The organism is Phycicoccus avicenniae (genome assembly GCF_050496545.1).
Taxonomy (GTDB): Bacteria; Actinomycetota; Actinomycetes; order Actinomycetales; family Dermatophilaceae; genus Phycicoccus; species Phycicoccus avicenniae_A.
In genome coordinates, this window is sequence record NZ_JBNVZV010000017.1 from 65,968 (window position 1) to 92,458 (window position 26,491).

The following is a 26,491-nucleotide window of genomic DNA, read 5'->3' on the forward strand; positions in this document are numbered from 1 at the left end:
CGTCGCCGCGGCGACATCCGCCGCCTCCGTCCACAGGGTCAGGCGGGCAGCACGAGGGCGAAGGTGCTGCCGCGCCCCGGCTCCGAGGCCACCTCCAGCGACCCCCCGTGGGCCCGGGCCACCGCGTCGACCACGGCCAGCCCCAGCCCGGAGCCGCCGCTGCCCGAGGACCGGGAGCGGTCGACCCGGTAGAACCGTTCCACGAGGTGCGGCAGGTGCTCGGCGGGGATGCCCGGCCCGGCATCGGCCACCTCGACCCGCACCCATCCCGGCCGGACGAGCACCCTCAGCGTGACCGGGGTGCCGGCCGGGGTGTGGCGCACCGCGTTCGAGGTGAGGCCGACGAGGGCCTGCGTCACGCGGTCGCGGTCCACGGTGACGGGGAGGTGCTCCGGTGCGTCGAGGGTGACCGCGCGGTCGGGCGCCACGACCCGCAGGTCGGAGCAGACGTCGCGCAGCACGATCGCGAGGTCGACCGGCCCGCGGCGCAGGCCGTCCGGCGACTCGAGCCCGGTGAGGTCGAGCAGGCCGTCGACGAGCCGGCGCATCCGGGCGGCCTCGTCGCCGATGCGCCGCATCGCGTCGTCGACCTCGCTGCGGCCGTCCGCGTCGAGGGGGCCGGCCGGGCGGGCCGCGTGCAGCGCCGCGTACCCGCCGACGGTGGTCAGGGGGGTGCGCAGCTCGTGCGAGGCGTCGGCGACGAAGCGGCGCATCCGCTCGTTGGTGGCCGAGGTCGTGTCGATCATCGTGTTCAGCGCCTGCCCGAGCCGGGCCGCCTCGGTGCCCGGCGGGCCGGGTGGGACACGCCGCGAGGTGTCGCCCGCCGAGATGGCGCCGGCCGCCTCGGTCATCTGGGCGATGGGGCGCAGCCCGAGCCGGTCCACCCACCAGAGCAGCACGCCGACGAAGACCGCGGCCACGAGACCGGCCAGACCGAGGGTCAGCGCGAGCCGGCGGGTCGCCGCGTCGGCGGCGGTGGTCGGCACGGCGATGACCGCCTGCGCACGCCCATTGGCCAGCGGCACCGTGACGACGCGGACCCGCTGTGCCGCACCGGATGCCGTGGGCCGGCCCTCGGGGGCGGTGACGCGCTCGCCGGCGGCCAGGGCGGGCACGAGGTCGGGGTCGGTCTGCGGGGCCAGGACCGTGGTGAGCCGGCCGTCCCCGGACATCCGCCCGACGTAGACGTCGCTCAGGGCCGCGGTGGCCACGGCGCCGTCCGCGCGCTGCGAGGCGAGCAGTACCGCGCGCGGGTTCTGCGCGAGAGCAGTGATCTCGGCGTCCAGACGCCCGAGGAGGAAGGCCCGCTGGACGAGGACGACCGCCACGCCCGTGACCACGGCGAGCACGGCCAGCGCGGACACCGCGACCACGAGCCGGCGGCGCAGCGTCATCACGGCTCCCGCACGGTGTAGCCCACACCCCGGACGGTGTGGACGAGCTTGGGCGGGACGGCATCCACCTTCTTGCGCAGGGTCGAGACGAACGACTCGATGATGGCCGTCTCGCCCGCGAAGTCGTACTGCCACACGTGGTCCAGGATCTGCGCCCGGCTGACGACCCGTCCGGCGTTGACGAGGAGCAGGCGCAACAGGCTGAACTCGGTGGCCGTCAGGTGCACCTCGGTGTCGCCGCGCCAGACGCGGTGCTGGTCCTCGTCGAGCACGAGGTCGTGCACGCGATGGCGCCCGCTCGGGGCGGCGGCGGTGCCGGCCCGGCGCAGCGCGACGTGCACCCGCGCGACGAGCTCCTCGAGGGCGAACGGCTTCGTGACGTAGTCGTCGCCGCCGCTGGTCAGACCGCGGACCCGGTCGGCGGTGTCGGTGCGCGCGGTGAGGAAGAGGACGGGAGCGGTGCTGCCGGTCGCGCGCAGCCGGCGCAGCACCTCGAAGCCGTCGAGGTCGGGGAGCATCACGTCGAGGACCACGACGTCGGGGGCGGTGCGGGCGGCGGTGGCCAGCGCCTCCTCACCGGTGGCCGCGGTCGTGACGTCCATCCCGGCCAGGCGCAGGGCGGAGGAGACGAGGTAGGCGATGTTCTCCTCGTCGTCGACGACGAGGACGCGCGGTGCGGGGGTCTCGGCCACGGCGCCCACCGTGCCACGGGAGACCGGGTCACGTCTGGAGGAAACCTCGGGACTTCCTGAAGGACCGCCGTGCTGCTCGCGATGGACCTTCAGGAAGTCGCGAGGTGGGCTCGGGGTGGGCGCGAGGGTCGGGCGGGAGCGTTGCCACCGTCACCGCACCACGCACCCCCAAGGAGCCCCGATGCCCGCCCTCCGCACCTCCCTCGTCGCGCTCGCCGTCGGCGGCGCCGCCGTCACCACCGGCATCGTCGCCACGAGCGCGACCGCCGCCCCGGCGCCGGTCGCCGCCGTCGATGCCGTGGCCGCCGCCTCGACCGCCGACGACACCGCCCCCCAGGCGAAGCTCCACCCGGGGCGCGGCTGGTGGAAGAAGCTGAGCGACACCGAGAAGCAGTGCCTCGAGGACGCCAAGGTCAGCCGCCCCGTCGGCCCGCTCGACGACGCCGAGAAGAAGGCGCTGCGCGACCAGGTGACCGCCGCGGCCGCGAAGTGCGGCGTCGAGCTGCCCTTCCCGAAGGCCCGGGCGTTCTGGGGCTCGCTGACCGACACGCAGAAGCAGTGCCTCGACGACGCCAAGGTGTCGCGTCCCTGGGGTCCGCTCACCAAGGAGCAGCGTCAGGCCGTCCGCGCCGACCTCGCCGCCGCCGCGAAGACCTGCGGCGTCGAGCTGCCGCAGAAGCCGGCCAACCCCTCGCCCTCCCCGTCCGCATCGCCGAGCGCCACCTGAGCCCGCGCGGTGGGTGCCGGTGCAGGGCCGGCACCCACCCCGTGATCGGGAGGGACCGGCGGCGGTCGGGCTGCGGTTTGAGACTGCGACGTCGCATATGAGACAGTAGTGTCTCACATCGCCGACGACGAAGGATGCAGACCATGGCCGCTGACCGCCGCCACGTGCTGGGCGCCGCCCAGCGGGCCCTCAACGCCGACGCGAGCGCATCGATGGGGGCCGTCGCCGAGGCCGCGGGCATCAGCCGGGCCACGCTGCACCGCCAGTTCGACTCGCGCGAAGCGCTGCTCGTCGAGCTCGGCACGCGCTCCCTCGACCAGTGGGAGCGCCGGCTCGACGACGCCGACGTGGAGGGCGTGGCCGCCACCGGCGACGCCGCCCGGCTGCGCGCCACGCTCGAGGCGCTCGTCCTCGGCTACGTCGCCGACTCCGACGACTTCGGCTTCGCGCTGACCGACCAGGTCATCCTCGCCAACGCCGACCTCGTGGCCCGCACCCAGGTGCTCGAGGACCGCGAGTCGGTCCTGCTCGCCGCCGCCCAGCGGGCCGGGGTGCTGCGCGCCGACCTGCCGCTGCGCTGGGTCGGGCACGCCATCTACGGCCTGCTCGTGGCCGCGCGCGAGGCCGTCCGCGTCGGCGACGTCGCCCGTCGCGACGCCGGGCGCATCGTCCTGTCGACCCTGTTCTCGGGCGCGGTGGCGTCATGACCGTCCTCACCCCGCCCCCCGTCCGCACCGCCGCCGACCCCCGCCGCTGGTGGGCGCTGGCCGTCCTCGCGGCGAGCCTGCTGGTCGTCGTCATGGACATGACCGTCCTCAACGTGGCCCTGCCCGAGATGTCCGAGGAGCTCGGCCTGGGCTCGGTCTCCCAGCTCTGGGTCGTCGACGCCTACGCGCTCGCGCTCGCCGGGCTCCTCGTGCCGGTGACCGCCCTCGGCGACCGGTGGGGCCGCAAGCGGATGCTCGTCACCGGCTACGCCGTCTTCGGCGTGGGCTCGGTCGCCGTCCTCTGGGCCGACAGTGGCGCGGCGGTCATCACGATCCGCGCGCTGCTCGGCATCGGCGGTGCGATGGTCATGCCCTCGACCCTCTCGCTCATCCGCTCGCTCTTCCCCGACGCCCGCGAGCGCACGCTCGCGCTGAGCATCTGGGGCGCCACGGCCGCGCTCGGTGCCGCCGTCGGCCCGGTCGTCGGAGGTGCCCTGCTCGAGGCGTTCAGCTGGCACTCCGCCTTCCTCCTCAACGTGCCGCTGATGGTCATCGCCATCGGCGCCGCGCTGTGGCTGCTGCGCGAGAACCGGTCGCAGCGCCCGGGTCGCATCGACGCCGCGGGTGTCGTCCTCTCGGCCGGTGGCATGACCGCGTTCGTCTACGCCGCCAAGCAGCTCGGCAAGTACGGGCCGACCCTGCCGACCGTCGTCCTCCTCGTCGTCGGTGTCGCCGCGCTGGCCGCCTTCGCCCGGATGTCGCTCGCCTCCGACCGGCCGATGCTCGACGTCCGCCTCTTCGGCCAGCCGGTCCTCCGGGCCGGGGTGGTCGCCGCGCTCGCGAGCAGCGCCGCGATGGCCGCCGTGCTCTTCGTCGGTAGCCAGTGGCTGCAGCTCGTCGAGGGCTGGAGCCCCCTGGAGTCGGGTGTCGCGCTCCTGCCGCTCGCCGTCGGGGCGATGGTCGCCTCGCCGTTCGCCCCGGCGCTGGCGGCGCGCACGAGCCCGCGGCTGGTGCTGTCGGGTGGTCTCGTGGTGCTCTCGATGGGCCTGGCCCTGCTGGCCCTCGTGCCGGCGACCTACCCCTGGGTGGCCGTCGCGTTCGCGGTGGTCGGGCTCGGCACCTCGGCCCTCGGGCTGGGGTCGGCGCTCATCATGGGCGCGGCCACCGACGTGCAGGCGGGCTCCGCGGCCGCCGTGGAGGAGATCACCTACGAGCTGGGTGCCGTCCTCGGCATCACCTTCCTCGGCAGCCTCGTCGGCGCCGTCTACCGCGCGGGCCTGCCCGACGACATGGGCGCCGCCGTCCGCGAGTCGGTGGCCGGTGCCGTCGGCGGGCCGTCCTTCGGCGTGGCGGCCGACGCGTTCGTCACCGCCTTCGCGGCCGTCGGTGCCGTCGGCGCGGTGCTCACCGCCCTCGCGGCGTGGGCCGTGTGGCGGCTGGTGCCTGCCGGGCTGACGCTCGACGACGCGCACCACTGAGCCCTCCGGCACCCGGAGGGCTCAGCGGTGCGGGTTGGTCAGGCGGTGACGTGCGCGTCGGCGACGTCGAGCGCACGGTCGAGGACGTCAAGGCCCTCGGCCAGCTCCTCGGCGGTCGTCGTGCACGGCGGCACGACGTGCAGCCGGTTGAAGTGCGTCATCGGCCAGAGGCCCTCGGCCTTGCAGGCGGCCATCAGCTCGCCCATCGGCTTCGCGGCCTCGCCCGAGGCGTTGTACGGCACGAGCGCCTCGTTGGTCGTCGTGTCCTTGACGAGGTCGAGCGCCCAGAACACCCCGAGCCCACGCACCTCGCCGACCGACGGGTGCTTGGCGCGGATCTCCTCGAGGCGCGGCCCGATGACCGTGTCGGCCATCTTCCGGACGTGCTCGAGGATGCCCTCCTCCTCGAAGATCCGCATCGACGCGACGGCCGAGGCGCAGGCCAGCGGGTGGCCCGAGTAGGTGAGGCCACCGGGGTAGGGGCGGTCGTCGAAGGTCGCCGCGACGCGGGCCGACATCACGACGCCGCCGAGCGGCACGTAGCCGCTGTTGACGCCCTTGGCGAAGCAGATGAGGTCGGGGGCCAGGCCCCAGTGGTCGACGGCGAACCACTCGCCGCAGCGCCCGAAGCCGGCCATCACCTCGTCGGCGATCCAGAGGATGCCGTGCTCGTCGCAGAGCTCGCGGACACCGGCGAGGTAGCCGTCCGGCGGCACGAGGATGCCGTTGGTCCCGACCACCGTCTCGAGCATGATCGCGGCGATGGTCTGCGGCCCCTCGACCATGATCGTGTCGCGCAGGTGCTGCAGCGCGCGCTCGCACTCCTGCTCGGGGGAGGTCGAGTGGAACGCCGACCGGAACGGGTAGGGGCCCCAGAAGTGCACGAATCCGGTTGCGCCGGGCTCGGATCCCCAGCGGCGCGGCTCGCCCGTCGCGAGGATGGAGCCGCTCGTCGCGCCGTGGTAGCTGCGGTAGGTCGTGAGGATCTTGTGGCGGCCGGTGTGGATGCGCGCCATCCGCATCGCGTTCTCGGTGGCCTCGGCGCCGCCGTTCGTGAAGAACACCTTGTCGAGGTCGCCCGGGGCGCGCTCGGCGATCATCCGGGCCGCCTCGGAGCGCGACTCGTCGGCGAAGCTCGGCGCGATGGTGCACTGGCGGGCCGCGGCCTCCTGGATGGCGGCGACGAGCTTGGGGTGCTGGTAGCCGATGTTGACGTTCACCAGCTGGCTCGAGAAGTCGAGGTACTTCTTGCCCTCGAAGTCCCAGAAGTACGAGCCCGAGGCCCCGGCGATGGGCAGCGGCGCGATCTGCGCCTGCGCGGACCACGAGTGGAAGACGTGCGCCCGGTCGTCACGTGCGACCTGCGCACCCTTGTCGGTGTCGGGCTGGACGTCGGGGGAGGCGAACTCGGTCATCGCAGAAGGCCTTTCGGTCGGCCGGGTCAGCCCGGCAGGGTGAAGATCGTCCGGTGCCACGGCTTGTGGGCCGCGCCGGTGATGTCGTGCATGACGTGCTTGACGTTCGTGTACTCGTCGAACGAGTACGCGGACATGTCCTTGCCGAAGCCGGAGTGCTTGTACCCACCGTGCGGCATCTCGCTGATGATCGGGATGTGGTCGTTGACCCACACGCAGCCTGCCGCGATCTCGCGCGAGGCGCGACCGGCGCGGTAGGTGTCGCGGGTCCACGCGGACGCCGCCAGCCCGAACTCGGTGTCGTTGGCCAGGCGGATGGCCTCGTCGTCGTCGTCGAACGGGACGACGACGAGCACCGGCCCGAACACCTCGTCGGTCCAGATCTCGGAGTCGAGCGGCACGTCGGTGACGAGGGTCGGCTCGTAGTACGAGCCGCGCGCCAGCTCACCGCCCGGGGCGGCCCCGCCGGTGACGACCTTCGCGTAGCCGCGGGCGCGCTCGACCATCCCGGCGACCTTGTCCTGGTGGGCCCGCGAGGAGAGCGGGCCGAGGTCGGTGGCCGGGTCGGAGGTGGCGCCGATGCGCACCTGGGCGAAGAGGTCGGCGACGCCGCGCACGAACTCGTCGTGGACCGAGCGGTGGACGATCGCCCGGGTGGCCGCGGTGCAGTCCTGGCCGGTGTTGATGAGCGAGCCGGCGACCGCGCCGTGGACGGCGGCCTCGAGGTCGGCGTCGTCGAACACGACGAAGGGCGCCTTGCCGCCGAGCTCCAGGTGGACGCGCTTGCCGGTGGCGGAGGCGGTGGCCATCACCCGGCGGCCGACGGCCGTGGAGCCGGTGAACGAGGTCATCGCGACGTCGGGGTGGCCCACGAGGTGCTCGCCGGCGACCGGCCCGGTGCCGGTGACGACGTTGACGACGCCGGCCGGGGCGCCGGCCTCGGTGAACGCCTCGGCGAAGAGCAGCGAGGTGAGGGGGGTGATCTCGGCCGGCTTGAGGACGATCGTGTTGCCGGCGGCGATGGCCGGCAGCACCTTCCAGGCCGCCATCTGCAGCGGGTAGTTCCACGGGGCGATCGAGCCGACGACGCCGATCGGCTCGCGGCGGATGGAGCTCGTGTGGTCGCCGGAGTACTCGCCGCTCGCCATCCCGTCGAGGCGGCGGGCGGCGGCCCCGAAGAAGGCGGTGTTGTCGACGGTGCCGGGGACGTCGAACTCGCGGGCGAGGCGGATCGGCTTGCCGGCCTGGCGCGACTCGAGCTGGGCGATCTCCTCGGCCCGCTCGTCGAGGAGCGCCGCGGCCTTCGTGAGGACGGTGGCGCGCTCCACCGGCGTGGCCCGCGACCACTCGGCGAAGGCTCCGCGTGCGGCAGCGACCGCGGCGTCGACGTCGTCGGGGCCGGCCAGGGTGACGGTCTCGACCGTCTCGTCGGTGCTGGGGTCGAGGACGGCGAAGGTCTCGCCGGTGCTCGCGGCGCGCCGCTCGCCGCCGATGTACTGGTGCATGCTCGTGAGCATACGGGGCGCCCCCGCTGCCGGAAAGGGCAGCGGGGGCGCGGTGGCGCCGCGGAATCCGTCGCCGAGGTCGTCGACGGCTGCTGTCATCAGTGCTGGTAGGTCCCGTGGATGACCGCCCGGCCGAGCGTCTTGAAGGCCAGGTTGAAGGACACCACGGCGGGGGAGGCGTCCGCATCGACCCCGAGCGTGGGCCCGGAGACGGCGTGCACGACGAGGTAGTAGCGGTGGGGGACATCGCCCTGCGGCGGGGCGGCGCCCGTGAAGCCGGCCTCACCGCCGTCGTTGCGGACGTGGAAGGCCTTCCCGGGCAGGTCGCCCGCGGCGGCGCCGGAGGCCAGCGACGTCACCTCCGCCGGGACGTCGACGAGCACCCAGTGCCAGAAGCCCGACGGGGTGGGGGCGTCCGGGTCGAAGACGGTGACGACGTAGCTCTGGGTGCCCTCGGGGGCGCCGCTCCACGAGACCTGGGGCGAGGTGTTGCCGCGGTCGGCGACCTGGTCGTCCTTGAGGGGCGCGCCGTCGGTGACGTCCTCGCTCGTCACGGTGAACGACGGGACGGCGGGCAGCATCTCGTACGGGTTCGGGGCGGTGGGGCGCTCGAGGCTCATGCGGTCATCTCCTGCGACGTCGGGGGAGTGCGGTCCCCAGGGCCAACCCCGGACCGTCCCCACTTATTGCGCATCCACCACCTCCGGAGGGCGCGGAGAGCGCTCTCAGGGTGGCGGATGCGCAATGAGTCGGGAAGATCGGGTGGCGGCGGGTCACCAGGAGCTCTTGGTGACCCCCGGCAGCTCGCCGCGGTGGGCCATCTCGCGCAGCCGGACCCGGGAGAGCCCGAACCGGCGGTACACCGCCCGCGGCCGGCCGTCGACGACGTCGCGGTTCACGAGCCGCGTCGGGGACGCGTCGCGGGGGAGGCGCTGCAGCCCGAGCCGGGCCGCGGCGCGCTCCTCCTCGCTCGCCCGCGGGTCGCGAGCCGCATCCTTGAGGGCGGCCCGTCGCTCCGCGTGCCGCCCGACGACCGCTCGCCGCCGCTCGTCGGCGACGCACAGGCTCCGCTTCGCCATCAGCGCGACTCCTTGAACCCGACGTGCCGGCGCACCTTCGGGTCGTACTTGCGCAGGACGAGCCGGTCGGGGTCGTTGCGCCGGTTCTTCTCGGTGACGTAGCTCGTGCCCGTCCCCGCGCTCGAGCGCAGGACGATCTTCGGGCGGACGTCGGCGGACTTCTTCGCCATCAGAGCTTCACTCCCTTCCGGAGCAGGTCGGTGACGACCGCGTCGATGCCGCGGGCGTCGATGGTCTTGATGCCCCGGGCGGACACCGTGAGCCGGACGAACCGGCCCAGGCTCGGCACCCAGTAGCGCTTGTGCTGGACGTTGACGTCGAACCGGCGCTTGGTGCGGCGGTGCGAGTGCGAGATGCGGTGGCCGAAGCCGGGGGTGGCTCCTGTGACCATGCACGTGCGGGACACGGGTGGGACCTCCTGGGTGGTTGCGGTGACGCGGTCACCATGACATAGAATGAGAACCGTTATCAAAACATTCCCCGATCCGGAAGGAGGGGCGCGTGCGTCCCGGCATCCACCCGCGCTACGAACAGGTCGTCTATCGCGACCGCTCGACCGGCGCGATGTTCCTCACCCGCTCGACCCGCGTGCCCGACGCGACGGTCGAGCTCGACGGCGCGACCTACCCGGTCATCGACGTCGAGGTCTCGGCCGACTCCCACGCGTTCTGGACCGGACGGGCACGCACCCTCGACAGCGAGGGCCGCGTCGAGCGGTTCAACCGCCGCTACGGCCGGCCCGGGAGCGCGTCGTGAGCGGCGCCCCGGTCTTCCTCGTCACCGGCCTGGACGCCGACTCGATGGCCGCCGCCACCATCGGTCTGCAGTTCGACCTGCCGGACGCCGTCGTCGTCCGACACGACCTGGACGCCGCCGCCGGCCACCTCGTGCGGACGGTCTCGGACCTCACCGGGCTGCTCGAGCGGGAGGTCGTGCCGCTCGAGCACGCCTGCTCCAGCTGCGCCGTGCGCGAGGACGTCCTGCCGACCCTCGAGCGCCTCGGCTCCCTCGGGCGCTGGGGCGCGGTCGTCACCCACCTGCCGGTGGCCGCGGACGGGCTCTCGGTCTGCCGCGTCCTCGGCTGGGACCCCACGGTCGCCCCCAGCGTGCGCATCGCCGGCGTGGTCGCCGCCCTCGACGGGGCCCGTGTGCTCGACGACGTCCTGGGCGACGAGATCCTCCCCGAGCGCGACCTCGGGACGCTCGGGACCGACCGGCGCGGGGTGGGCGAGGTGCTCGGCGGGATGGTCGAGTACGCCGACCTTGTCGCGCTCTTCGGTGACACCCCGGACGCCGGGCTGGAGCTCGTCCGTCACCTCGTGCGGCCGGGGGCCCTGGTGACCCGCGACTGGCCGGGCCTGCGCGCCGACCAGCTGCTGCCCGGCCTGCACGACCACGACGCCACCGAGGCCTGGGTCGGCGAGGTCCACGACGGCCCGAGCCGTGCGGCCGAGGGCCACCACGTGTGGAGCCTCGAGCTCGTCGCGGACCGGCCGTTCCACCCGGGGCGCCTCCACGACCGTGTCGACGTCCTCGGCGGCGGGCCGTTCCGCTCGCGAGGATGCTTCTGGCTCGCCAGCCGCCCCGGCGCGGTGGCGGCCTGGGACGGCGCGGGCGGCCAGCTGAGCGTCGGCCTGCAGGGGGAGTGGGGCCGCTCGCGCCCGCTGACCCGCATCCTCGTCACCGGTCTGCGCGAGGACGACGCGCGCGAGGAGCTGCGGCGCGTCTTCGCCGAGTGCCTACTCACCGATGCCGAGCTCGAGGCGCGCGGCCCGTACTGGGACGTCGCCACCGACGGCCTCGAGCCCTGGCTCGGACCCATCCGCCGGGTCGCCTGACCCGCTCGACCATCCACCCGAGAGAAGGAGACCCTCGTGGCCGTCCCCAAGCGCCGCACGTCGCGCAGCAACACCCGTCACCGCCGGGCGAACTGGAAGGCCGCCGTGCCCGACCTCATCCCCCTCACCGTCGACGGCCGCGAGGCCGTCGTCCCCCGCCGGCTCGTCCGGGCCGTCGCCGAGGGCCGGGTGGAGGTGCGATGAAGGTGCGCGCGAGCATCCGGTCGCTCAAGAACGTACCGGGGTCCCAGATCGTGCGGCGGCGCGGCCGGGTCTACGTCATCAACCGCCAGAACCCGCGCTTCAAGGCGCGCCAGGGCTGAGCCCCCGCAGGCACGCGAACGGGGCGCCGACCGTGGTGGTCGGCGCCCCGTCCGGGCGTGAACGGCTGGGTCAGCCGTTGACGGCGCGCTTGAGCTGCGCGGCGGCCTTGAAGCCGACGGAGGTCGACGCGGCGATCTGGATCTCCTCGCCGGTCTGCGGGTTGCGGCCGGTGCGCGCGGCGCGCTCGCGGGTCTCGAAGCTGCCGAAGCCGGCGAGCTTGACGTCCTCACCCTTGGCGAGGTGCTCGGCGACCACGTCGAACGCCGCGGAGATGATCTCCTCGGCAGCGGTGGCGGAGACGTCCGTGCGCTGGGCGACGGCCTGGGCGATGTCCTTCTTGGTCGACATGGGACCTTTCCTCGTGAGTCGTTCGGTGCTGAAGTTCCGACGCTACCGCCGGAGGACTCCGGCGGCGTCAACGGTCAGTCTGCCGGGTCCGTTCCCTCCGGAGGCCACTGGTCCCCCCACCCGGCGTGGCGCGCGGCCCGGTAGCGCGGGCCCTGACGCCGGCTGACGACCTCCCGCGAGGCCGTGCCGTCATCCCGGCAGAGCTCCAGCTGCACCAGTCCCTTGCGGGTCACCGGATGCCTCAGCACGCGCCCCGCGGGGGTGTCGGCGGGCGTTCGGCGGGCGACGACGTAGGCCACCTTCTCGTCCTCGTGGCCGAGCGCGGCGCCCTTGAGGCGGCGGTGCAGCGCCGTCCGGTCGAGCCGGACCGCGAGGTGGCACCAGTCGCCCGCGGCCGCCAGCGGGCAGGCGGCCTCGTGGGGGCAGGGCGCCAGCACGTGCCATCCGGCGGCGAGCAGCCGGTCGCGCGCCGCCAGCGCCGCCGCGAAGCCGCGCGGGGTCCCCGGTTCGAGCACGGCGACCACCGCGCCGGCCTCGCTCGCGGCGTCCGCGGCGGCGTCGACCACGCGGTCGCGCAGGTCCGGGCCGAGCTCGCCGAGGACGTACGCCACGGTCACGAGGTCGGCCCGGGGCAGGGCCCGGCCGCCGCCGAGGTCGCGGCGGGTCCACCGCGCGCCGGCCAGGGCGCGCGGCCCGTGGCGCGCGACGTCAGCGCCGACGGCCAGCGCATCGGCCGAGCCGTCGACGACCTCGACGGAGGCCAGCCCCGGGAAGGCATCGGCCGCGGCCCAGGCGGCCGCCCCCGTGCCTCCGCCGACGTCGACGAGCGAGTGCGGCGCGAGGTCTGGTGCCACCTCGAGCGCGTACCGCAGCACCCGGGCGACGGCGGCGTGCGTGGCGGGCATCCGGTAGGCGGCGTACGCGGTGGCCGACACCCGGTCGCTCAGCACCTGCTCGGTCGGGGGCGCCCCGGACCGGTAGACGTCGATGAGCCGGGTCGTCGCCCGGCGCAGGCGCTCGGGGTCGGCCCCGTCGAGGACGGCCTCGAGGGCACGGTTCAGGGGCAGGGGCACACCGCATCCTCCCGCCCGGCGGGCCGGTCCGGACGGGTGGGCCGGGATGAACCGGGGCGTCCAGGACGTTGAACCCCCTCGAGACCGGGTCCGGGAACATACCCACAGGGGTATTCTGTTGACCAGGACGGACCAGCAACGACGCACCGAGGAGCTGACATGGCCACCGTGGACCTCACGGCCGAGACGTTCGAGAAGACCATCGGGGACGAGGGGATCGTCCTCGTCGACTGGTGGGCCTCGTGGTGCGGCCCGTGCCGCCAGTTCGCCCCGACCTTCGAGAAGTCCAGCGACGCGCACGACGACGTCGTGCACGGCAAGGTCGACACCGAGGCCGAGCAGGCGCTGGCCGGCGCCGCCCAGATCACCTCGATCCCGACCCTCATGGGCTTCCGCGACGGCATCCTCGTCTTCCGCCAGGCCGGCGCCCTCCCCCCGGCCGCGCTCGAGCAGGTTCTCGAGGGCATCAAGGCCCTCGACATGGACGAGGTGCGTGCCCAGGTGGCCGCCCAGACCACCGCAGGCTGACCTGCTCGTTCCCGACTCCCCGGGTACCTCCCGGGGTACAGTCGGCAGTCCGCTCACGACCCCAGGGGGACACCCGACATGGAGCTCGACGCCACCGAGATGCAGGCCGTCGTCAAGCGGCTGCGGCGCGCCCAGGGCCAGATCGGGGGGATCCTCAAGATGATCGAGGACGGCCGCGACTGCCAGGACATCGTCACCCAGCTGGCGGCGGTCTCCAAGGCCCTCGACCGGGCCGGCTTCGCCGTCATCGCGCTCGGGCTGCGGCAGTGCATCACCGACCCCGAGGGCGGGACGATGGACGTCGAGGCGATGGAGAAGCTCTTCCTCTCCCTCGCCTGAGGGCGCTGTCCCGATTGGCGGAGACATACCCTGGGGGGTATGGTGGAGTCGTTCTGACACGTCGTCGCCCGAGGAGCTCTCCATGTGCCGAGCCGTGACCTGCCGCCAGTGCGGCAAGACCACCTGGGCCGGCTGCGGCCAGCACGTCGACCAGGTGATGCGGGGCGTGCCCTCCGCCGACCGCTGCCCCGGCCACCAGGGCGAGCCGTCCACGGGTCTCCTCGGGAAGCTGTTCGGCCGCTGACCGCTCGCCGCCCCACCCGGCCCGACCCCGCCGTCAGGCAGGGCGGGCGGTGCCGGTGACGAACCAGCCCCAGGCCCGCATCGGGCCCGGCGCGATGTAGCGGGCGTCGGCGAGGTCGACCTCGAAGCCGGCGGCCTCGATGAGCCGTGGCAGGTCGCGGTCGACGTGGCAGCCACCGGCCATCCGGCCCCACACCGGCTGGACGAAGCGCTGCAGCCGCACCGTGCCGGCATCGGGGGCGAGCGAGTGCTCGACGAAGTGCAGCGCCCCGCCGGGCCGCAGCACGCGCCGGGCCTCCCGCAGGGCCGCTTCCACCTCGGGCACCGTGCACAGCGCCCACGCCGTGACGACGGTGTCGACCGACCCGTCGGCGAGCGTCGAGAGGTCGGCGGCGTCGGGACTGGTGCGCTCGACGGGGCGACCGAAGGACTCGATGCGGGGCGCCGCCAGCTCCCAGGCCAGGTCCGACGGCTCGGCCGTGAGGACCCGGGTCACCACGGGAGGGTAGTGCTCGAGGTTCGGACCGGAGCCGAAGCCGATGTCGAGGACCACCCCCTCCGCCCGGGCGCACACCGGTGCGCGCCACCGGTCGACGTCGGCGCCCTGGCAGGCCCGGTGCGTCAGGCGCGGCAGCACCCGCTCGTCCCACCACGTCCGCACGCCCATGACCCCCAGTGTGGCGCGGCCGGCGGCCGGTGGCCAGCGTGCCGTCCGGTGTGCGTCGGTCAGCGGGCGGGGTCGACGAGCACCATTCCGCGCGAACCCGACTCGCCCATCGCCGCGAGGAGGGTGCCGGCCTCCTCGAGGCCGACGGGGTCGCCCGGGGCCAGCAGGGCCGCGAGGTCGAGTCGGCCGTCCGCGACGTCGGCGAGGAGCGCGGCGTAGTCGGCGGCGGCCATCCCGTGGCTGCCGAGGACGTCGAGCTCCCAGCCGATGACGCGCTCCATCGGCACGGTGGCTGCGCCGCCGGCCGGCGGCAGCAGGCCCACCTGCACGTGCCGCCCGCGGCGGCCGAGGGCGAGAATGCCGGCGCGGCAGGCCTCCGGCGAGCCCACGGCCTCGATGCCCACACGCGCGCCGCCGCCGGACCACTCGACGACCGCGGCAACGAGCTCGGACGCGGGGAGCCCGGCATCCAGGGTGTGCTCGGCACCGAGGGCCTCGGCGCGGGCGCGCGAGGTGGGGTCGAGGTCGGTGGCGCAGACGCGGGCGCCCGCCGCGACGGCGATCGCCACTGCCGCCAGGCCGACGCCGCCGCACCCGCTGACGAGGACGGTGTCGCCGGGAGCGACCCGGCCCCGGGCGACGACGGCCCGGTGCGCCGTGGCGACGCGGCACCCGAGCCCGGCGGCCGCCGCGGGGTCGACGGCGGCGGGCAGTGGGACGAGGTTGGTGTCCGCCGCGTGCACGACGACGCGCTCGGCGAAGCATCCCGGGTCGGTGAAGCCGGGCTGGCGCTGGTGCGGGCACACCTGGCCCTCGCCGGCCGCGCACGTGGCGCAGCGCCCGCAGGCCTGGACGAAGGGCGCCGTGACGGGACGGCCGACCCACGAGCCGTCGACCCCCTCGCCCACGGACTCGACGACACCGACGAGCTCGTGGCCGGGGACGTGCGGGAAGGTCGCGATGTCGTCGTCGTGACCCATCCAGCCGTGCCAGTCGCTGCGGCACAGGCCGGCGCTCGTCACCCGGACGACGACCCCGCCGGGGGGTGCGGTGGGGTCGGGCAGGGCGGTGAGCCGCAGCGGTTCGCGGAAGGCGTCGTAGACGAGGGCTCGCACGGGCCCAGCCTGCCAGCGGAGGTGCCGGCCGGGTCGAGGTGATGTCGGGCCGTCTCGCGGTCGGGTTCCACCTCGACCCGCCCCCGAGTCCTGCCGGGCCGGTGTCTCGGCACCACACTCCGGCGGTCGCACTGTGGGGGCGTTCCCCACGGTCAGGGCACCCGTCGCTCACCTACGGTCGCCGGATCGGCAGGGGCGTCAACGGAATTCGTTGCAGCAATGGCGCGAGCGCCCCCCGGAGGAGGAACCCGTGCACCGTCGCCCCGTTCTCGCCCTGGCGAGCGCAGTCCTGACCCTCGCCCTCGCGGCCTGCGGCACGCCCGGGGAGCCCGGTGCCGACGCCGGTTCCGGGGGCTCCGCGTCGAGCAGCCCCGTGGAGGTCGGGCTGGTCTACAGCAAGTCCGGCCCGCTGGCCACCTACGGCGAGCAGTACCGCCAGGGCTTCACCGCCGGCCTCGACTTCGCGACGAAGGGCACCAACGCCGTCAACGGCCGTCAGGTCGAGGTCACCGAGCAGGACGACGCCGGTGACCCCGCCAAGGCCGTCGCCGCGGCGACCGACCTCGTCGGGAAGGGCGTCAAGGTCCTCGCCGGCTCGACCGCCTCCGGGGTGGCCCTCCAGGTCGCCCCGCTCGCGGAGGACAACAAGGTCCTGTTCATCTCGGGCCCGGCGGCCGTCGACGCGGTCACCGGTGCCAACGAGTACACCTTCCGCTCCGGGCGGCAGACCTACCAGGACGTCGCGACCGCCGGAACGATGATCGGTGACGTGAAGGGCAAGAAGGTCACCGTCCTCGCTCAGGACAGCGCCTTCGGCAAGGCCAACGTCGCCGCCGTCACCGCCGTCCTCGGCGCCAAGGGCGCGACCGTCTCGGCCGTCGAGGTCCCCGCCGCGGCAACGGAGTTCACGCCGTTCGCGAGCAAGATCAAGACCGCGAAGCCGGACCTGCTCTTCGTCGCGTGGGCCGGTGCCAACGCCACGCAGATGTGGACCTCGCTCTCGCAGCAGGGGGTCTTCGACGCCACGACCGTCGTCACCGGCCTCGACATCAAGCCGACCCACGCGCTCTTCGGCGAGTCCGCGACGAAGATCGACTTCCTGTCGCACTTCTACGACGGCGCGGCCGACAACGCCGCGTACCAGGCGCTCGCCGCCGGGATGAAGGAGCAGGGCGGCTCGGTGGACCTCTTCACCAACGACGGCTTCGTCGCCGCCCAGATGGTCGTGCACGCGCTCGAGAAGAGCACCGACGACACGAACGCGATGGTCACCGCTCTCGAGGGGTGGAGCTTCGAGGGCCCGAAGGGGCAGCTGACCATCCGCCCCGAGGACCACGCGCTCCTGCAGCCGATGTTCACCGCGTCGCTCGAGAAGGACGGCGACGGGTACACGGTCAAGCCGGGCAAGACCCTCGACGCGCAGGCCGTCGCCCCGCCCGTCACGCCGTTCAAGTGATCGGCGCCGAGGGCGTCGGCTGGCAGGTCGGGGGCGCCCGCATCCTCGAGGACGTCAGCCTGACCGTCGGCGCCGGCGAGCTGGTCGGCATCATCGGGCCCAACGGCGCCGGCAAGTCCTCGCTCGTCAACGTCCTCTCGGGGGTGACCCGGCCGACCACCGGCCGGGTCACCCTCGACGGGGCCGACGTCAGCCGGGCGTCCGCCACGAAGCGGTCGCGGCTCGGGCTGGCCCGCTCGTTCCAGACCTCGGCGCTCTTCGACGGCCTGACCGCCGGCGAGAACGTGCGCCTCGCGGTGCAGGGCTCCGGCCCGGCGCCGGCCTCGCCGTTCCGCCGCGCGGCATCGGTGGCCGCGGACCGGGTCGAGGGCCTCCTCGAGCGGGTCGGGATGGGCGGCACTGCCGGAACCCCCGCCCGCGACCTGTCGCACGGCGGCCGGCGCAAGCTCGAGCTCGCGATGGCCCTGGCCTCCGAGCCGCGCGCCCTCCTCCTCGACGAGCCGATGGCCGGGGTCTCGGCCGAGGACGTCGACGGGCTGACCGAGATCATCGGCGAGGTGCGCGACTCCGGCGTCGCCGTCGCGATGGTCGAGCACCACATGCACGTCGTCCTCGGCCTCGCCGACCGCGTCGCCGTCCTGCACCACGGCAGCCTCCTCGCGGTCGGCCGTCCCGACGAGGTGACCGCCGACGAGCGCGTCCAGCAGGCCTACCTGGGAGAAGCACTGTGAGCAGCGTCCTCACCCTCGACGACGTGCATGTCCGCTACGGCGGGTCGCACGTCCTCCAGGGCGTCTCGTTCGAGGTCCCCGACACCGGGGTCACGGCCCTGCTGGGCCGCAACGGCGTCGGCAAGACCACGACGCTCAAGGCGGTCCTCGGCCTCGCGCCGCGCACCGGCGGCATCCGGCTGCGCAACCGCGACATCACCGGCGACCCGGTGCACCGCATCGTCGCCGGCGGCATCGGCTACGTGCCCGAGGACCGGGAGGTCTTCGGCGGGCTGACCGTCGAGGAGAACCTGCGCCTCGTCGGCGGCACCACCGGGGCCGACGCCCCCATCGTCGAGGAGCTCTTCCCCGACCTCCTCGCCCGCCGCGCCCAGAAGGCCGGGACGCTCTCGGGCGGGCAGCAGCAGATGGTCGCGCTCGCGCGGGTCCTGTTGCGCGAGAACGACCTCCTGCTCGTCGACGAGCCGACGAAGGGCCTGGCGCCCAAGCTCGTCACCGAGGTCGCCGACGTGCTCGCCCGGGTCGCCCGGACGACCCCCGTCCTCCTCGTCGAGCAGAACCTGCCGCTCGTGCGGCGCATCGCCGACACCGTCGTCGTCCTCGACGCCGGAAAGGTCGTGCACCGCGGCGAGGCGCGCGCGCTCGTCGAGGACCCCGCGCTCACCACCGAGCTGCTCGGGGTCTCGATGCGGCGGGAGGAGGTGGCGTGAGCGACCTCGTCCTCATCCTCGTCACCGGGCTCGGGCTCGGCGCGCTGTACTTCCTCGCCGCGAGCGGCCTCTCGCTCGTCTACGGCCTCATGGGCGTGCTCAACTTCGCGCACGGCTCGTTCATGACCGCCGGTGCCTACGCCGCCTGGCTGACGATGGACGCCCTCCCGGCCTCGATGGGCGTCGGCCTGCGGTTGCTGGTGGCCGCCGTCGTGGCGGTGCTCGTCGGGGCGATCGTGGGCGTGCTCGTCGAGGTCGTCCTCATCCGGCCGCTGTACCGGCACCACATCCAGCAGGTGCTCGTCACCGTCGGGCTCTCGCTCGCGAGCGTGGCTGCGGTACAGGGCATCTGGGGCTCGGATCCGCACCCGGTCGCCAAGCCGGAGGTCCTCACCGGCACGGTCGAGCTGCTCGGGGCGCGGTTGCCGGTCGACCGGTTCCTCTACCTCGCGGTCGCCCTGGCCCTCTACGGCGGCCTGCTCGCGCTGCTCAACCACACGCGCCTCGGGCTGGTCATCCGCGCCGGGGTCGAGAACCGCACGATGGTCCAGGCGCTCGGCATCGACGTCCGGCGCACCTTCACCGTCGTCTTCGGGCTCGGCGGGGCCGTCGCGGCCCTCGCGGGGGTCCTGTACTCGAAGTACGCCGGCACGGTGTCGCCGCTCCAGGGCGGCTCCTTGCTCATCTACGCGTTCATCGTCGTCGTCATCGGCGGGATGGGGTCGCTCACCGGTACCGCGGTCGCCGCGGTGGCGGTGGGGCTCGTCCAGCAGCTCGCGAACTACTACGCGGCCAGCGGGATCGGCGACCTCTCGGTCGTGCTGCTCCTCGCGCTGGTCCTCCTCCTGCGTCCGTCCTCGCTGAAAGGGGCCACCGCATGAGCGCCCGCCCGCTCCTCCGGGTCCTGCCGCCGCTCGTCCTCCTGGCGCTTCTCGCGTACCTGCCGTACCTGTCGTTCTCGGTGCCCGGGCTCCTGCCGGGGCGGGTCAACGGGCCCGGCTCGATGCAGCTGCTCGCCACGTGCCTCGTCTTCGCCGGGTTCGCGCTCAGCTACGACGTCGTCTTCGGGCGCACCGGCCTGCTCAGCTTCGGGCACGCCCTGTTCATCGCGGCCGGGAGCTACCTGCTGACCGTCTCGCTCGCCGAGTGGTCGATGCCGCTGCCGCTCGCGGTGCTGGTCGCGCTCGGCGGGACGACGCTGCTGGCGTTGGTGGTCGGCGCGGTCGCGCTGCGGGTCGGTGGCATCGCCTTCGCGATGGTCACCCTCGCGTTCGCGCAGGCGGCGTCCATCATCGTGCTGCGGGACCCCGCGGGCGTGACCGGCGGCGAGGAGGGCAAGGCCCTCGCGCGCGACGCCGTGCCGGACCTCCTGGTGGGCGTCGCCAACGCCCCGTACCGGTACTGGCTGGCGCTCGGGTTCCTCGTCGTCGCGGTCGTGGTCGTCCGGCTGCTCGTGCGCTCCCGGGCCGGGCACGCGATGGCGGCGGTGCGCGAGAACGAGTCCCGCGCCGCGGTGCTCGGGCTGTCGGTCTACCGGGTCAAGCTGCTCGCGCTCGTCGTCGGGTCCTTCCTCGGCGGGCTCGGCGGCGTGGTGCACGCCCTCGTGCTCGGTGGCTCGGGCCCGCACCTGACGACCGCCGAGTTCACGCTCTCGCTCCTCGTCATGGTCGTCCTCGGCGGCGCCGGCAGCACGTGGGGCGCGGTCGTCGGCGGCTTCCTCTACCACTACGCCGACGCGCGGCTCACCGAGGCGAGCGGCTCCGGCATCCTCGACTCGCTGCCCGGCGCGCTGCAGTCGGTGCTGTCGCAGCCGCTGTTCGTCCTCGGCGCGTTCTTCGTCGTCGTCGTCTACTTCGCCCCGAGCGGCCTGACCGGCCTCGGAGGCCGCCTCGTACGGAAGGGTGTCCGGACATGAGCATCGTCGACCCCGCGTTCGTCATCGAGCTGCCCGAGGGGCACCTCGCCGTCCACGACCTGACGCCCGGCCCGGTCGCCGAGGACGCGGCCGTCGTCCTCGCGGTCCACGGCATCACGGCGAACGGGCTCTCCTGGCAGCGGGTCGCCGACGAGCTCGGCCGCCGCCGGCCCGGCGCCGTCCGGGTGCTCGCCCCCGACCTGCGCGGACGGGCCGCGAGTGCCGGCGCCCCCGGCCCGTACGGCCTCGGGGTGCACGCCGACGACCTCGCGGGCATCGCGTCGGCCTTCGCCGCGGCGCCCGTGCTCGTCGGGCACTCGATGGGGGGCTTCGTCTCCGCGCTCGCCGCGGCCCGCCATCCGGAGCGGTCCTCGGGGGTCGTCCTCGTCGACGGCGGCCTCGCCTTCCCGGCCCCGCCGGACCTCGACGTCGACGCCGCGCTGCAGGCGGTCATCGGGCCGGCGATGCAGCGGCTGTCGATGCGCTTCGCCTCCGCCGAGGAGTACCTCACGTTCTGGGACGCCCACCCGGCGCTCGGGCCGGTGCTGCGCGGCCCGTCCGGGGATGCCGCCCGCCGCTACGTGCTCGCCGACCTCGTCGAGGACGGCGCCGGCGCCTGGCGCAGCTCGTGCGTCCTCGACGCCGTGCGCGCCGACGGCGCCGACGTGCTCGCCGACCCCGAGACGCACGGCGCCGCCCGGGTGGCGGTCGAGCGCGGGCTGCCGGTGGAGCTCGTGTGGGCGCACCGCGGGCTGATGGCCGAGCCGCAGGGCCTCTACGACCCGCAGCGGCTCGAGGCCCTCGACCTGCCGGACGCCCTGCGCACCACCGCCGTCGACGCCGACCACTACTCGGTGGTCCTCGAGGACGCCGGCGTCACCGCCGTCGCCGACGCCGTCGAGCGGATGCTCCCTCCGGCCCCCTGACGCCCCCACCTCCACCGCGAACGTGTGTGAACTCGCCGGGGATCCCCGGCGTGTTCACACACGTTCGCGGAGAAGCGCGCGGGGAGGGGTGAGTGCGGGTCAGTCGGCGGCGAGGAGGTCGCGCATCCGCAGCGCGAGCTGGAGCTCGAGCGAGCGCTCCGGCTCCTGCCACCCGTCGCCGAGCAGCGCGCCGATCCGGTCGAGGCGCTGCGCCACGGTGTTGACGTGCACGTGCAGTCGGGTCGCGGCGTGCCGTGGCGAGCGCCCGGCCGCGAACCACGCGCCGAGCGTGCCGACGAGGTCGGTGCCCCGCCGGGTGTCGTAGTCGAGCAGTGCGCCGAGCTCGTGCGTCACGTACGCCGAGACGTCCGGGTCGGACCCGACGATGAGCCCCGCGAACCCCAGCTGCGTGGCGGCCGCGCCCTCACCGCGCCGGCCCAGGGCGACGAGCGCGGCGACCGTTCGCGTCGCCTCCTCGTGCGCGTCGGGCACGTCGTCGACACCGGCGAGCGGACCGACGCCGGCCACGGTCACCTCGCCCCGACGCCCCACCCGCGCCGCGACCGAGCGGGCCAGCGCCCCGGCATCCGACCCCGGCACGAGGGCGACGACGTCACCGTCCTGGACACCGACGAGCGAGCCCTCGCCGGTGGCCGCCGAGGCGGACAGCGCGAGCGCCCGCGTGGAGGTCGTCGCGTCGCCGCGCAGGACGAGGAGGCAGGCCGGGGCATCGGGGTCGGCGCCGGTGGAGCGGAGCAGCTGCACGCGGTCCTCGACCGGCCCGCGGGCCGCGACGAGCTCGGCGAGCACCCGGTTGCGCGCGGCCTGCCGCGAGTCGGCCGCCTGCCGCTCGAAGAGCAGCACGAGGGCGGTGACGACCCCGGCGCGCTCGACGGTGCGGCGGTCGGCATCGGTCAGCTCGCCGGTGCCGCCGACGTAGAGCGTCGCGAGCTGCTCCTCGCCGGTCGCGACCGCCAGGCCGTGCACGGCCCCCTGCGTCACGAGCCGTCCGGACCGCAGGTCGGGGAAGGAGTCCGGCACCTCGGCGCCGGCCGTCGTGCTGCGCACCGCGCCCTCCTCGTCGACCAGCGCCGCCCATCCACCGAGCAGGTCGGCGAGCGCGTGGGTCAGGTCGTCGGTGCCGCCGCCCCCGAGGACGAGCGAGGCGAAGCGGTCGTGGGCCGCGGCCGCTTTCTCGATGCCGTCGGCGTACTGCCGCACCGTCTCGTGGGCCTCGGACAGCGCGGCCAGGGCCGACTCGGCGTCGGACAGCGCACGGGTCTGCACGAGGGTGACGGCCGCGAGGGTCGCGAGGTGCCCGAGCAGCGACACCTCCTCGCGGGTGAACGGGCGCGGGGTGCGGTTGGCCGCGAACAGCACTCCCACGAAGGTGTTCTCGACGAGCAGCGGTGTGCCGCAGATGGCGATGATGCCCTCCTCCGACACCGCGCCGTCGATGTCGGAGGTGTGCCGGAAGCGGTCGTCGTTCCAGTAGTCGGCCGTCCAGTACGGCTTGCGCGTCGAGGCGACGAGCCCACCGAGGCCGGCGCCCAGCTCGAGCCGCACCGACTGGAAGGCTGCCGACACCGAGCCGTCGGTGGCCCGCATGTAGGTGTCGCCGTGGTCGGGGTCGTGCAGTGTCAGGTAGGTGAGGTCGGTCCCGAGCAGGGCCCGCGCGCGGCGGACGATGGCGTCGAGCACCTGGGCGGTGTCGCTCTCGCTGGCCAGGGCGCGCGCCGTGTCGAGGAGCGCGGACAGGCCCGCCTCACGCCGCTGGTGCACCTCGCGGGCCGCCGCCACCCGGACCGCCAGCTCGCGCGCCGCCGACGGTGCCGGCACGGCGGCGACCTCCGCCACGGACGCGTCGTCGGCGAGCAGGGCCAGCAGCCGGAGCGCGCCGTCCTGCTCGTCGTGGGGGAGCGCCGAGCCCGTCATCGCCCCGATCCTAGGGACCGCACCGGTACCGGCGGCGCTCAGTGCGCCGTCCACCCGCCGTCCATCGTGAAGGACGAGCCGTTGACGGAGGCCGATGCCGGGCCGCAGAGGAAGAGCGCCAGCTCGGCGACCTCCTCGGGCTCGACGAGCCGCTTGACGGCCACCGGCTCGAGCATCACGGTCTCGAGCACCTCGTCCTCGGAGATGCCGTGCGTGCGGGCCTGGTCGGCGACCTGCTTCTCGACGAGCGGGGTGCGGACGTAGGCCGGGTTGAGGCAGTTCGACGTGACGCCCCTCGGGCCGCCCTCGAGCGCGACGACCTTGGAGAGCCCCTCGAGCCCGTGCTTGGCCGACACGTAGGCGGCCTTGAAGGCGCTCGCCCGCAGTCCGTGGACGCTCGAGACGTTGACGACCCGCCCCCAGCCCCGCTCGTACATGTGCGGCAGCGACTGCCGGACGAGCCGGAACGGTGCCCGGAGCATCAGGTCGAGGATGAGGTCGAAGCGCTCGAGCGGGAAGTCCTCGAGCGGGCTGACGTGCTGGATGCCGGCGTTGTTGACGAGGACGTCGACGTCGGTCGGCAGACCCGCGAGGGCGTCGAGGTCGCTGAGGTCGACGACGTGCGGCTGCACACCGGATGCGGTGCCGAGGCGCTCCAGGCCCTCGGCGTCGCGGTCGACGGCGTGCACCTTCGCGCCGGCCCCGGCGAGCGCGAGCGCGACGGCCGCGCCGATGCCGCTCGCGGCTCCGGTGACGAGGGCGGTGCGGCCGTCGAGGTCGACGGCGGAGAGGCTGGGGACGGCGGTCATGGGGAAGGACGGTAGGGAGGGCCGGCCGGACATCGGGTGTGTCGGGGACCCACATTCCGCGGCGATCGGTGGGGTCGGGCAGCACCGCCGCCACCGCCGGGCCGAGCCGCGCCGCCGGTCACGGTTCGGACACGTCAGTCCCGGACCGTTGACGCCCTCCCGTCGGCTCCGGACATACTGACGGGGTGACGGATGGGAGCGCTCCCACGGACTCCCTGCCCCGAGGGACGCGTTCCCCTTCGCACCCGTCCGACGCCCGTGCCGGGACCGCCACCAGGGAACCCGGCCCCGGCACGGGGGTCGGGCGGCCCCCCACCCTCGCCGACGTCGCGCGGCACGCCGGCGTGGGGCGCGGCACCGCATCGCGCGTGCTCAACGACTCCCCGCACGTCAGCCCGGCCGCCCGGGACGCCGTTCTCGCCGCCGTGGGCGCGCTCGGCTACGTCCCCAACGGCGCGGCCCGCTCGCTCGTGACCCGACGCACCGACACCGTGGCTCTGGTCGTCTCCGAGTCCGGCGAACGGCTCTTCGGCGAGCCGTACTTCGCCACCGTCGTGCGCGGCATCGGCGAGCGCCTCGGGGAGGCCGGGCGGCAGCTGGTCCTCGTCCTCGCGGGCACCGATGCCGAGCGCGCCCGGGCGGCGGACTACCTCACCCGGCAGCACGTGGCCGGCGTGCTGCTCCTCTCCCTGCACGCCGAGGACCCGCTGCCCGGTCTGCTCGAGTCCCGGGGCGTGCCGACCGTGTCCGGCGGGCGCCCGGCCGCGCGCCGCCCTCCGGTGGTGGTCGACGCCGACAACCTCGCCGGGGCCCGCGCGGCCCTGGACCACCTCGTGGCACGCGGGTGCCGCCGCCCCGGGGTGCTGGCGGGTCCGCAGGACATGTCCTCCGGCCGCGACCGGCTCGTCGGGGCGCTCGACGCCGCCGAGGCGGCCGGTCTGGACCGTGGACGGGTGCGGGTCGCGTGGGGCGACTACTCGGAGGAGAGCGGGTACCGCGCGATGGCCGAGCTGCTCGCCGCCGGCCCGCGCCCCGACGGGGTGTTCGCCGCCTCCGACCTGATGGCCGTCGGTGCGCTGCGGGCCCTGCGTGAGCACGGCCTCTCGGTCCCGCAGGACGTCGCGCTCGTGGGGTTCGACGACGCACCGGTCTGCCGGATGACCGAGCCGCAGCTGACCACCGTCCGCCAGCCGGTCGGCCGGATGGGCGCCGTCATGGCCGAGGTCCTCCTCGCCCGGCTGGCCGGCCGCGAGGTGCCGGCCGAGACCGTGCTCCCGACCCGGCTCGTCGTGCGGGGCTCGGCCTAGTCCTCCAGGTCGTCGTCGAGGACGAGCACGCCGGCGAGGACCAGCCGGCGGCGCAGCGCCTCGTCCATCGCCTCGGGGGTCACGGCCCCGGTGAGCAGCGACTCCAGGCCGCGGCGGTCGGCCCCGGTCGCCTCGAACCGCCCGATGCGGCTGACGAGCGCATCCCCCTCCCACCGGGCGGCCAGCCCGCGGCGCACGCGCCAGCGGGGTCCGACCTCGGCCCCGGCCGAGCGGTGCTGGGCGAGCACCCCGAGCGGTTCGGCGCGCTCGGCGGCGCGCGCCCGCCGCGCGAGGGCCGCCGCCAGCTCCTCGTCGCTGACGGCGTCGAGAGCGCGGAGCACACTGTCGCGCAGGGCATCTCGTGCCCGTGACGTCGTGCGCGGGTCCAGGGCGTCGACGCCGACGGGCAGGGACTCGCGCAGGGCCGGGTCGGCATCGAGCCGACGGCCGGCCGCGGCGAGGAGGTCGTCGGCGAGGGTGCGTCCCGTCCAGACGTGGACGCCGAAGGTCAGGTGGATGCTCGTGCCACCGAGCGCGGTGGCCGAGTGGAGCCATCCGCGCGGGAGGTAGAGGCAGTCGCCGGGGCGCAGCACGGCGTCGACGACGGGTTCCGCGTCGGCCGCTGCCGCCACGGCCTCGCGCCGGTCGGTCCACGGCTCGTGGCGCAGCGGCGCCTCGAGCACCGGGGTCCGCACCCGCCAGTGCTTCTCGCCCTCGACCTGCACGACGAACACGTCGTGGACGTCGTAGTGGTCGTCGAACCCGCGGTTCTGCGGCGGGGTCACGTACGCGTTCACCTGCACCGGGTGGCCGAGGTCGGCGGCCAGCTCACGGGCGGTGCGGGACACCGGTTCCCACGTCCGGTGCAGCCCCTGGAGCACGATCGTCGCGCCGTCGGCGAACTGCCGGAGCACCTTGTCCTCGCTCACCTGGTCACCGATCGCGGCGCCCACCCCGCCGCCGAGCGTGAGGTCGCGGGGGTCGAGGGTCACGCCGTCGCGGGCCATCCGCAGGAACGGCGTGCGCAGCGCGCGGCGCGAGAGCAGCTCGTCGACCGCGGCCGCGTCGAACCCGTGGCTCGGCGCGGGCAGCGAGGCCGCGCGGCTGAGCAGGGGGCGCCGGCCCCAGTACCCCGAGGCGAACTCCCCGGGGGCGAGCGAGACCACGGCCGCGGGGGGGGGGGGGGGGGGGGGGGGGGGGGGGGGGGGGGGGGGGGGGGGGGGGGGGGGG

General features: G+C 74.8%; 32 protein-coding genes. 17 read left to right on the forward strand and 15 right to left on the reverse strand.

Annotated features, from left to right (window positions below; all coding sequences use genetic code 11):
- Nucleotides 1–38 precede the first annotated feature (38 nt).
- Together ACQZ2A_RS14500 and ACQZ2A_RS14505 are read right to left on the reverse strand one after the other, a co-directional pair.
- Nucleotides 39–1,394: a sensor histidine kinase gene (locus ACQZ2A_RS14500; protein WP_430212386.1), complete on the reverse strand. Its 1,356-nt coding sequence runs from the start codon at nt 1,392–1,394 to the stop codon at nt 39–41.
- The gene (locus tag ACQZ2A_RS14505) at nt 1,394–2,086 is read right to left on the reverse strand and encodes a response regulator transcription factor (RefSeq protein ID WP_430212387.1); all 693 of its coding nucleotides are present in this window, start codon (nt 2,084–2,086) and stop codon (nt 1,394–1,396) included. Before ACQZ2A_RS14505 ends, ACQZ2A_RS14500 begins: the two co-directional genes overlap by 1 nt.
- Before the next feature lie 181 nt (nt 2,087–2,267).
- Here ACQZ2A_RS14505 and ACQZ2A_RS14510 point away from each other — a divergent pair, with 181 nt between their 5' ends.
- The 3 genes from ACQZ2A_RS14510 (at nt 2,268) to ACQZ2A_RS14520 (ending at nt 4,998) form a co-directional block, all read left to right on the forward strand.
- Nucleotides 2,268–2,813, forward strand: coding sequence for a hypothetical protein (locus ACQZ2A_RS14510; RefSeq protein WP_430212390.1), 546 nt, complete (start codon nt 2,268–2,270; stop codon nt 2,811–2,813).
- A 143-nt stretch (nt 2,814–2,956) separates the two neighbouring features.
- Nucleotides 2,957–3,520 carry a TetR/AcrR family transcriptional regulator gene (locus tag ACQZ2A_RS14515; RefSeq protein ID WP_430212392.1) on the forward strand — a complete coding sequence of 188 codons (564 nt, stop codon included), beginning with the start codon at nt 2,957–2,959 and terminating at the stop codon, nt 3,518–3,520.
- On the forward strand, nt 3,517–4,998 hold the full coding sequence (locus ACQZ2A_RS14520; RefSeq protein WP_430212395.1) for an MFS transporter: 1,482 nt from the start codon (nt 3,517–3,519) through the stop codon (nt 4,996–4,998). The genes ACQZ2A_RS14515 and ACQZ2A_RS14520 overlap by 4 nt, the downstream gene beginning before the upstream one ends.
- Before the next feature lie 38 nt (nt 4,999–5,036).
- On the opposite strand, the gene ACQZ2A_RS14525 is transcribed toward ACQZ2A_RS14520, so the two are convergent.
- The 6 genes from ACQZ2A_RS14525 to rpmB all read right to left on the reverse strand — a co-directional run bounded on the left by ACQZ2A_RS14525 (nt 5,037) and on the right by rpmB (nt 9,388).
- On the reverse strand, nt 5,037–6,413 hold the full coding sequence (locus ACQZ2A_RS14525) for an aspartate aminotransferase family protein (protein ID WP_430212397.1): 1,377 nt from the start codon (nt 6,411–6,413) through the stop codon (nt 5,037–5,039).
- 26 nt (nt 6,414–6,439) lie between these two features.
- Complete coding sequence (locus tag ACQZ2A_RS14530; protein WP_430212399.1) at nt 6,440–7,918, reverse strand: gamma-aminobutyraldehyde dehydrogenase; 1,479 nt, start codon at nt 7,916–7,918, stop codon at nt 6,440–6,442.
- Nucleotides 7,919–8,016: 98 nt separating this feature from the next.
- Entirely contained in the window at nt 8,017–8,538 is a 522-nt protein-coding gene (locus ACQZ2A_RS14535) for a YbhB/YbcL family Raf kinase inhibitor-like protein (protein ID WP_430212401.1), read from the reverse strand.
- Nucleotides 8,539–8,691: 153 nt separating this feature from the next.
- Nucleotides 8,692–8,997: a 30S ribosomal protein S14 gene (rpsN, locus tag ACQZ2A_RS14540; protein WP_430212403.1), complete on the reverse strand. Its 306-nt coding sequence runs from the start codon at nt 8,995–8,997 to the stop codon at nt 8,692–8,694.
- The gene (gene rpmG, locus ACQZ2A_RS14545; RefSeq protein ID WP_430212405.1) at nt 8,997–9,167 is read right to left on the reverse strand and encodes a 50S ribosomal protein L33; all 171 of its coding nucleotides are present in this window, start codon (nt 9,165–9,167) and stop codon (nt 8,997–8,999) included. The genes rpsN and rpmG overlap by 1 nt, the downstream gene beginning before the upstream one ends.
- Complete coding sequence (gene rpmB, locus ACQZ2A_RS14550) at nt 9,167–9,388, reverse strand: 50S ribosomal protein L28 (protein ID WP_226902657.1); 222 nt, start codon at nt 9,386–9,388, stop codon at nt 9,167–9,169. The genes rpmG and rpmB overlap by 1 nt, the downstream gene beginning before the upstream one ends.
- Nucleotides 9,389–9,498: 110 nt before the next feature.
- Here rpmB and ACQZ2A_RS14555 point away from each other — a divergent pair, with 110 nt between their 5' ends.
- The 4 genes from ACQZ2A_RS14555 to ykgO are packed head-to-tail and all read left to right on the forward strand — an operon-like array spanning nt 9,499 to nt 11,158.
- Nucleotides 9,499–9,753: a type B 50S ribosomal protein L31 gene (locus ACQZ2A_RS14555; RefSeq protein WP_430212408.1), complete on the forward strand. Its 255-nt coding sequence runs from the start codon at nt 9,499–9,501 to the stop codon at nt 9,751–9,753.
- Nucleotides 9,750–10,835 (forward strand): CobW family GTP-binding protein, encoded by a 1,086-nt coding sequence (locus ACQZ2A_RS14560; protein ID WP_430212409.1) that lies wholly within the window; start codon nt 9,750–9,752, stop codon nt 10,833–10,835. Before ACQZ2A_RS14555 ends, ACQZ2A_RS14560 begins: the two co-directional genes overlap by 4 nt.
- Nucleotides 10,836–10,871: 36 nt before the next feature.
- Nucleotides 10,872–11,039 (forward strand): 50S ribosomal protein L32, encoded by a 168-nt coding sequence (gene rpmF, locus ACQZ2A_RS14565; protein ID WP_430212412.1) that lies wholly within the window; start codon nt 10,872–10,874, stop codon nt 11,037–11,039.
- The gene (ykgO, locus tag ACQZ2A_RS14570) at nt 11,036–11,158 is read left to right on the forward strand and encodes a type B 50S ribosomal protein L36 (protein ID WP_430212415.1); all 123 of its coding nucleotides are present in this window, start codon (nt 11,036–11,038) and stop codon (nt 11,156–11,158) included. Before rpmF ends, ykgO begins: the two co-directional genes overlap by 4 nt.
- A 70-nt stretch (nt 11,159–11,228) precedes the next feature.
- On the opposite strand, the gene ACQZ2A_RS14575 is transcribed toward ykgO, so the two are convergent.
- Both ACQZ2A_RS14575 and ACQZ2A_RS14580 read right to left on the reverse strand, forming a co-directional pair.
- Nucleotides 11,229–11,507, reverse strand: a complete 279-nt coding sequence (locus ACQZ2A_RS14575; protein WP_430212418.1) for an HU family DNA-binding protein — start codon at nt 11,505–11,507, stop codon at nt 11,229–11,231.
- Nucleotides 11,508–11,581: 74 nt separating this feature from the next.
- A complete protein-coding gene (locus ACQZ2A_RS14580) occupies nt 11,582–12,580 on the reverse strand; it encodes a small ribosomal subunit Rsm22 family protein (protein WP_430212419.1) in 999 nt (332 codons plus the stop codon).
- Between the two features lie 159 nt (nt 12,581–12,739).
- On the opposite strand from ACQZ2A_RS14580, the gene trxA reads away from it, so the two are divergent.
- From trxA to ACQZ2A_RS14595, 3 genes are all read left to right on the forward strand, one after another.
- Nucleotides 12,740–13,108, forward strand: coding sequence for a thioredoxin (gene trxA / locus ACQZ2A_RS14585; protein WP_430212422.1), 369 nt, complete (start codon nt 12,740–12,742; stop codon nt 13,106–13,108).
- 78 nt (nt 13,109–13,186) lie between these two features.
- Nucleotides 13,187–13,447 (forward strand): metal-sensitive transcriptional regulator, encoded by a 261-nt coding sequence (locus ACQZ2A_RS14590; RefSeq protein ID WP_430212424.1) that lies wholly within the window; start codon nt 13,187–13,189, stop codon nt 13,445–13,447.
- A gap of 82 nt (nt 13,448–13,529) precedes the next feature.
- Entirely contained in the window at nt 13,530–13,691 is a 162-nt protein-coding gene (locus tag ACQZ2A_RS14595) for a hypothetical protein (RefSeq protein ID WP_430212427.1), read from the forward strand.
- A gap of 33 nt (nt 13,692–13,724) precedes the next feature.
- Here the strand turns inward: ACQZ2A_RS14595 and ACQZ2A_RS14600 are convergent, their stop codons facing one another.
- Both ACQZ2A_RS14600 and ACQZ2A_RS14605 read right to left on the reverse strand, forming a co-directional pair.
- The gene (locus ACQZ2A_RS14600; protein WP_430212428.1) at nt 13,725–14,357 is read right to left on the reverse strand and encodes a class I SAM-dependent methyltransferase; all 633 of its coding nucleotides are present in this window, start codon (nt 14,355–14,357) and stop codon (nt 13,725–13,727) included.
- Between the two features lie 59 nt (nt 14,358–14,416).
- Entirely contained in the window at nt 14,417–15,472 is a 1,056-nt protein-coding gene (locus tag ACQZ2A_RS14605) for an alcohol dehydrogenase catalytic domain-containing protein (protein ID WP_430212431.1), read from the reverse strand.
- Nucleotides 15,473–15,722: 250 nt separating this feature from the next.
- Here ACQZ2A_RS14605 and ACQZ2A_RS14610 point away from each other — a divergent pair, with 250 nt between their 5' ends.
- From ACQZ2A_RS14610 to ACQZ2A_RS14635, 6 genes are read left to right on the forward strand one after another with little or no spacing between them, the layout of a single operon-like run.
- The gene (locus ACQZ2A_RS14610) at nt 15,723–16,928 is read left to right on the forward strand and encodes a substrate-binding domain-containing protein (protein ID WP_430212433.1); all 1,206 of its coding nucleotides are present in this window, start codon (nt 15,723–15,725) and stop codon (nt 16,926–16,928) included.
- Nucleotides 16,925–17,659 (forward strand): ABC transporter ATP-binding protein, encoded by a 735-nt coding sequence (locus ACQZ2A_RS14615; protein WP_430212435.1) that lies wholly within the window; start codon nt 16,925–16,927, stop codon nt 17,657–17,659. The genes ACQZ2A_RS14610 and ACQZ2A_RS14615 overlap by 4 nt, the downstream gene beginning before the upstream one ends.
- Complete coding sequence (locus ACQZ2A_RS14620; protein ID WP_430212438.1) at nt 17,656–18,369, forward strand: ABC transporter ATP-binding protein; 714 nt, start codon at nt 17,656–17,658, stop codon at nt 18,367–18,369. The genes ACQZ2A_RS14615 and ACQZ2A_RS14620 overlap by 4 nt, the downstream gene beginning before the upstream one ends.
- Entirely contained in the window at nt 18,366–19,250 is an 885-nt protein-coding gene (locus tag ACQZ2A_RS14625; protein WP_430212440.1) for a branched-chain amino acid ABC transporter permease, read from the forward strand. The genes ACQZ2A_RS14620 and ACQZ2A_RS14625 overlap by 4 nt, the downstream gene beginning before the upstream one ends.
- Entirely contained in the window at nt 19,247–20,284 is a 1,038-nt protein-coding gene (locus ACQZ2A_RS14630; RefSeq protein ID WP_430212443.1) for a branched-chain amino acid ABC transporter permease, read from the forward strand. Before ACQZ2A_RS14625 ends, ACQZ2A_RS14630 begins: the two co-directional genes overlap by 4 nt.
- The gene (locus ACQZ2A_RS14635) at nt 20,281–21,210 is read left to right on the forward strand and encodes an alpha/beta fold hydrolase (protein ID WP_430212444.1); all 930 of its coding nucleotides are present in this window, start codon (nt 20,281–20,283) and stop codon (nt 21,208–21,210) included. Before ACQZ2A_RS14630 ends, ACQZ2A_RS14635 begins: the two co-directional genes overlap by 4 nt.
- A 99-nt stretch (nt 21,211–21,309) precedes the next feature.
- Here ACQZ2A_RS14635 and ACQZ2A_RS14640 read toward each other — a convergent pair whose 3' ends face one another.
- The gene (locus ACQZ2A_RS14640; protein WP_430212447.1) at nt 21,310–23,145 is read right to left on the reverse strand and encodes a helix-turn-helix domain-containing protein; all 1,836 of its coding nucleotides are present in this window, start codon (nt 23,143–23,145) and stop codon (nt 21,310–21,312) included.
- A 38-nt stretch (nt 23,146–23,183) separates the two neighbouring features.
- Nucleotides 23,184–23,954, reverse strand: coding sequence for a 3-hydroxybutyrate dehydrogenase (locus tag ACQZ2A_RS14645; RefSeq protein WP_430212450.1), 771 nt, complete (start codon nt 23,952–23,954; stop codon nt 23,184–23,186).
- Between the two features lie 185 nt (nt 23,955–24,139).
- Here ACQZ2A_RS14645 and ACQZ2A_RS14650 point away from each other — a divergent pair, with 185 nt between their 5' ends.
- Nucleotides 24,140–25,261 (forward strand): LacI family DNA-binding transcriptional regulator, encoded by a 1,122-nt coding sequence (locus ACQZ2A_RS14650; RefSeq protein WP_430212453.1) that lies wholly within the window; start codon nt 24,140–24,142, stop codon nt 25,259–25,261.
- Here ACQZ2A_RS14650 and ACQZ2A_RS14655 read toward each other — a convergent pair.
- Nucleotides 25,258–26,427: a cupin domain-containing protein gene (locus tag ACQZ2A_RS14655; protein ID WP_430212456.1), complete on the reverse strand. Its 1,170-nt coding sequence runs from the start codon at nt 26,425–26,427 to the stop codon at nt 25,258–25,260. The two genes, ACQZ2A_RS14650 and ACQZ2A_RS14655, sit on opposite strands and share 4 nt — an antisense overlap.
- Nucleotides 26,428–26,491: the final 64 nt, after the last annotated feature.